Source organism: Bacteroidales bacterium (assembly GCA_021157585.1).
GTDB lineage: Bacteria > Bacteroidota > Bacteroidia > Bacteroidales > UBA12170 > UBA12170.
Genome location: JAGGWH010000119.1, coordinates 1 through 5,137, shown reverse-complemented (window position 1 = coordinate 5,137; position 5,137 = coordinate 1). Strand labels below are relative to the sequence as shown.

The 5,137-nt window shown below is 34.6% G+C and carries 7 protein-coding genes; 1 reads left to right on the top strand and 6 read right to left on the bottom strand.

What is annotated here, in order from left to right; all coding sequences use genetic code 11:
- The 6 genes from J7K39_08270 to J7K39_08245 all read right to left on the bottom strand — a co-directional run.
- The coding region (locus J7K39_08270; GenBank protein MCD6179885.1) for a hypothetical protein at positions 1-245 on the bottom strand (245 nt) is incomplete at its 3' end.
- A 338-nt stretch (positions 246-583) separates the two neighbouring features.
- Positions 584-1,312, bottom strand: coding sequence for a DUF2807 domain-containing protein (locus J7K39_08265; protein ID MCD6179884.1), 729 nt, complete (start codon positions 1,310-1,312; stop codon positions 584-586).
- Positions 1,313-1,323: 11 nt separating this feature from the next.
- A complete protein-coding gene (locus J7K39_08260; GenBank protein MCD6179883.1) occupies positions 1,324-2,127 on the bottom strand; it encodes a DUF2807 domain-containing protein in 804 nt (267 codons plus the stop codon).
- An 8-nt stretch (positions 2,128-2,135) separates the two neighbouring features.
- Positions 2,136-3,203: a hypothetical protein gene (locus tag J7K39_08255; protein ID MCD6179882.1), complete on the bottom strand. Its 1,068-nt coding sequence runs from the start codon at positions 3,201-3,203 to the stop codon at positions 2,136-2,138.
- Positions 3,204-3,220: 17 nt separating this feature from the next.
- On the bottom strand, positions 3,221-3,727 hold the full coding sequence (locus J7K39_08250) for a hypothetical protein (GenBank protein MCD6179881.1): 507 nt from the start codon (positions 3,725-3,727) through the stop codon (positions 3,221-3,223).
- 32 nt (positions 3,728-3,759) lie between these two features.
- Positions 3,760-4,335, bottom strand: a complete 576-nt coding sequence (locus tag J7K39_08245) for a sigma-70 family RNA polymerase sigma factor (GenBank protein MCD6179880.1) — start codon at positions 4,333-4,335, stop codon at positions 3,760-3,762.
- Between the two features lie 102 nt (positions 4,336-4,437).
- Here J7K39_08245 and J7K39_08240 point away from each other — a divergent pair.
- A partial coding sequence (locus J7K39_08240) for a saccharopine dehydrogenase NADP-binding domain-containing protein (GenBank protein MCD6179879.1) occupies positions 4,438-5,137 on the top strand: 700 nt, incomplete at its 3' end.

Sequence of the window (5,137 nt, the reverse complement as noted above, 5' to 3'; positions counted from 1 at the left end):
TTGGCTTCAAAATAATCTATAGGCATTTCCTTAACGCCAAAAACTAAGGAGCTGCTGGAGATGTCTTTGGTCACTTTTGCACCTGCATTTGCGTATTCCTCATCTGCAAAAACACGCTTTTCGGAAGATTCTACTAAAACTTCAATCCCTTGTTCAACAAGTTGTTTTACGTGCTGTGGCGTAAGTGCGGCACGGCGTTCCATCTTGTATTTGTCTTCGTGGCGAATTGCAATTGTTTTTTTCATTCTTGATATTTTTTAATGATAAGGAAATAATAGGTCTACAAAAATACAGATTCAGTTGAGTTAAAAAAAGAAAGCATAGAATAAAACAAAAGTAATTAATCAGTGGATTAAAAAACATGTGTAATAATGGTGTTTAATAATTCTCAAATAATCTTTGTGTCACTTTGTGCTTCTTTGGGTGCCTTTGTGAAATAGCTGTTTCACAGAGAATCACAAAGGAAACACAGAGTTTCACAGAGAAAACTTATAATTAGATTCGCGTTTTTGATGCTGAATAGTTACAAACAAAAAAAACCGAAACAAGACGTTCCGGGTTTTCAATAATTGAATTTAAATTTTTAATATTTCCGAACTGAAGCGGCTCCGCTAACACTGATAAGATCAATGCTTGGACTGCCTTTGTACCTGACGCTGGAAGCACCAGAAGCTTCTAGACTTAATTCTTCTGTAGCCCAGATTCTAGCTACAGAAGCACCAGAAGCATCGAGCTCGCAACTCTTTGTTTCAAGATCAATGGCTCTGTAAACTGTTGCACCAGAAGTTTCAACTTCTACGCTTTCGGCTCTGCCACTGAACTCTACTTTTGAAGCTCCACTAAAATCTGCTTCTAAAAATACAACGTCTAATTTTAACTCAATATCAGAAGCTCCGCTTGCTTCAATTTCTAGTGATTCCGTTTTTATTACGTCTTCACTGTAAATTGAGGCTGCTCCAGAAAGGTCAATTTCATCAATGGATTTGTAATAAATGGTCACTTTCAATTCCGTTGGATTCCTGAAATCTTTTTTATTATCGATTTCCAAAACGCCACCAAAAACTTTGGTTGTTACGTAAGGCATGAGGTTATCATCTATTTCCAAAACTACTTTTTCTTTATTGGCTTTAATCAAAATTACTTCGAAAGCTCCACCAACTTCGATGCCATGAAAACCACTAACATCGCGGGTTTCTTCAATTACGTTTCCACTACCTTTTATCCAGCCAAAACCGGGAGTAGCAGCTAATGTTGTCTGTAAAAACATTATAGTTAACAGACTCAGTCCTAAAATTCTAAGTTTATTTTTCATAATATTATGGTTTATTTAATTTTTACTATATCCCCTGATCCTGTGATGGTAATGTTTTTAAATTCGGGCTTCCCACTATAATAAAAATCGCCCGATCCGCTAATGCTAATTTCGAGGCTATTTACTACTTCTATGCGTGTATCGCCGGAGCTTGTTTTTCTGATTTTTGCATCTTCGGCTTCAAAATCTCTCCCTGAAAAATCGCCGGAACCGGATTGTGATAATTCAAGATAATCGGTACTGCCAATAAGTTTAGAATCGCCTGATCCACTCATTCTTAGCTTAGCCGATAAAAGATGAAGTTTATTAGCAAAAAGATCGCCGGAAGCAGACTGACGTATATCTATACTTTCGGTAATACCGCTAATATTAGCATCACCGGAGCCACTCATACTTCCTTTTAAAACTTTGCAGTTTAGTGCAATATCCAAATCACCCGAACCGGAAATGCGAAATGTAAATTCGGGAGTTTTTAACACCCCTTTAGTTTCAAAATCGCCGGAACCACTTAATGATACTTTGGATAAATCTTTTACTTGAACATAAACTACTATATCTCCGGAGTACATAATTGAACCGCGAACATAAACAAGTAACTCACCATTTTCAACTTCCGTTTTGATATTATCCATATATTTTTCCGGAGCCTTTACATCTACGGCATATTTCCCCGTTTGTTCTACTATTATATCAACAGAAGATGAGGAACGGATGCTATTAAAAGCAGTTACTTTTCTTTTTTGTATCTCGGTATTTGCTGCCTGAAGAAAGATGACAAACAACAGAAATACGATACTTAAACTGTATTTTTTCATGCTTTGAATTATTTAATATTAATATTAACACTTGCATTATCAACAGATAAACGCATATTGCCTTTTATTTTTTCTTTAGATCCGAAATAGCCTTCAACGCTTAAATCAGTGATATCTTTTTGATAAGTTGTTATTGTGATTTTTTCTTTTGGATAATTAAAAGAGCCAAGTTCAACATCAGTATAGAAACTGAAATTTGAGTTTTCATCAACATAAAGTTTTAAGCTGCAAAATTCGCTATTTAAGTCAATTAACTCAAAGTCAGGAGCAATAGAATACACTTTAAAACTTCCGTAAGCAGATTTCATTTTTATACTATTTTCAAGATAATCCAGTCTGAATCCTGTAAACTCTATTCTGCCAACTATATTTTTTGCTTCTCCAATACTAAGCTTATCGTAAGCCGATTTTAATGTTAAATTATCAACTTTTTCGATGTTTACATTGCCAGAAAAAGATGTGTGGAGATCGAGAGTATTTGCTTCTTCTATTTCACATCCGCCATAATCTATTTCAATATTGGCTTTTGTTATTTTTGAGACTTGAAATCTACCAAAACTTATTTCTATTTGATTATTGCTGTTAATTAGATTATTAGCATTAAAATTCCCGTATTCTATATCAACATCTGTTGCCCCTTCTATATCTTCAAAAAAAGCACTGCCAAATTCCATATTCAGTTTCAAACGACTATCAGAAGGATAATAAATAATAAAATCAATACTAATATTATTGTTGTTTTTACCAAAAAACCCGGATTCTATACTGCTGATAATACTTACCAAATCTTTGGTCCCGTCAATCTTTAGTCTTATTCTTTCAAAACGATCGTCAGCTTTAGATTGTGTACTTGCTTCAACGGTAACGATTGCTTCGATACTTATCTTTTTCTTATCCCAGTTATAGGCTTTTATATCTCCAAATTCGGTTTTAATATCGAGCAAAACTCCGGATTTAACATCAAAACTTTTAGTTGTGGTTTTGGTATATTCTGTTCCAAATCCATTGGTACTCATAAGCAATAACATAATAATGCTTAGACTTAGCGTTTTTAGCTTGTTTTGTATATTCTTCATAATTTTCCTCCTTCTCTTTATTGGGTAATAATATTATTTGTGTTGTTTTCGCATAGTTGAGCGTAAATTTGATTTACCACTTCCGATTTAGCTTTAAGACTTTGAATGTAAGCACTCTCGAGCTGTTTATTTCCTTTTGCCTGACCAAGTTTATCTTCTAATATCAGTGTGTTATTGTCTAATTTGTATAAACGATTTTCTGCTGTTTCAAAAAGCATTTCATTTTCTGTTGTTTTGGTTGCACAGTTTTTTATTTCTTCAATTTTAGAATTAGTCTGAGAGCTATAATACATTTTTACGTGCATCAATTCTTCAGAAAGTTGTGGTTGTGCTTCAATATCAGGTGATTCTAATAAAGCAAATATGGCAATGAGTAAGAAAATGGTAACCGAAGCGGCAAGAACAAAGGTTTTAGTTGAAGTAAATAAAAATCCATGATGGATATTCTTCGGATTTTCTATCTTATCTAATCTTGCTTGAAATTTTTCAAGATGATCTACTGAAGGTTCTTCGTCGAAAAACATTTTGTTTTCCCTTATCTTGTTTTCTAAATTATTTAAGCCCATTTCATTTCCCTTTCTGTTTGAAGTTGATGAATAACTTTCAAAAGACTTTGTCGTGCCCGAGAGTAGCGCGTTCGCGATAAGCCATAGCTGATGTTTTGAATACTCGCAATTTCCTCGTGATCATAGCCTTCAAAGAGGTAAAGCGAAATTATAATACGGTATTCTTGTTTAATCATTTTCATGGCTTCTTTTATATCTTCTAATCGACAATCATTTTCTATGCATTCTTCTTGTTCATCCGTCAGTAAAATCTGACTTTCGTCTAATTCGTTTGTTGGCTTTCGTTTTTGGATAAAATCTATTGCATTATTAATCACTATTCTTTTTAGCCATCCTCCAAAATTTCCTTCTTCTCGATAAAGATGAATACGTGTAAAAGCATCCAAAAAAGAGTCTTGCATCACATCCTCAGCATCAGCCTGATTTTTCAGAATGCGTAGTGCTGAATTATACATCGCCTTATTATAGAGCTTGTAAATTTCGATTTGCGCTTTCCGGTTGCCTTTTTTGCAATTGGCAATCAGGTGATGGTGGATATCGCGATATTTTGTTTTGCTGAACAACATCTGTATTAATGACCAATCAAGATACGAATTGTTACACTTGAGTCGCAAAAAATATTTTATTGTTTACTGGAGATTTTTGTATTTTTAATGAAAAATATTTTGATGAGGAAAGTTATTGTTTTAGGAGCTGGTTTAGTGGGCGCTCCAATGGCTTTAGATTTAGCCAAAGGAAAAGAGTTTGACGTTTTAGCTGTTGATTTTAACGATCAGAATTTTGGGAAATTGAGAGCTGCTGGTGTGCAAGCAAGGAAAATGGATTTATCAGCCGTAGGAGCCATTGAGCAAGTTGTTGCAGATGCTGATTTCGTGATTAATGCAACGCCCGGATTTATGGGTTTTGAAAGTTTAAGACGTATAATTAACTCAAGGAAGGACTGTATTGATATTGCTTTTTATCCTGAGAATATGTTTGATTTGAATGAGCTGGCAAAAGAAAAAGGCGTTTGTGTTATTTCAGATATTGGTGTAGCTCCCGGAATGAGTAATTTGCTTTCAGCTTATGGTGTAACACTGCTTGATGAAACGGAAGACATTAAAATTTATGTTGGAGGATTGCCCGTTAAGCGCGAATTGCCTTGGGAATATAAAGCTCCATTTTCTCCTGTGGACGTGATTGAAGAATATACACGTCCTGCCCGTTTTATTGTCGATGGTCAGGTTATTACAAAAGCCGCTCTAACCGATGGAGAAATTATTGAGTTTCCTGTTATTGGTGAGTTGGAAGCCTTTAATAGTGATGGTTTACGTTCTTTGATGTATACTTTGGATGTTCCAAATATGATTGAGAAAACCTTGCGTTATC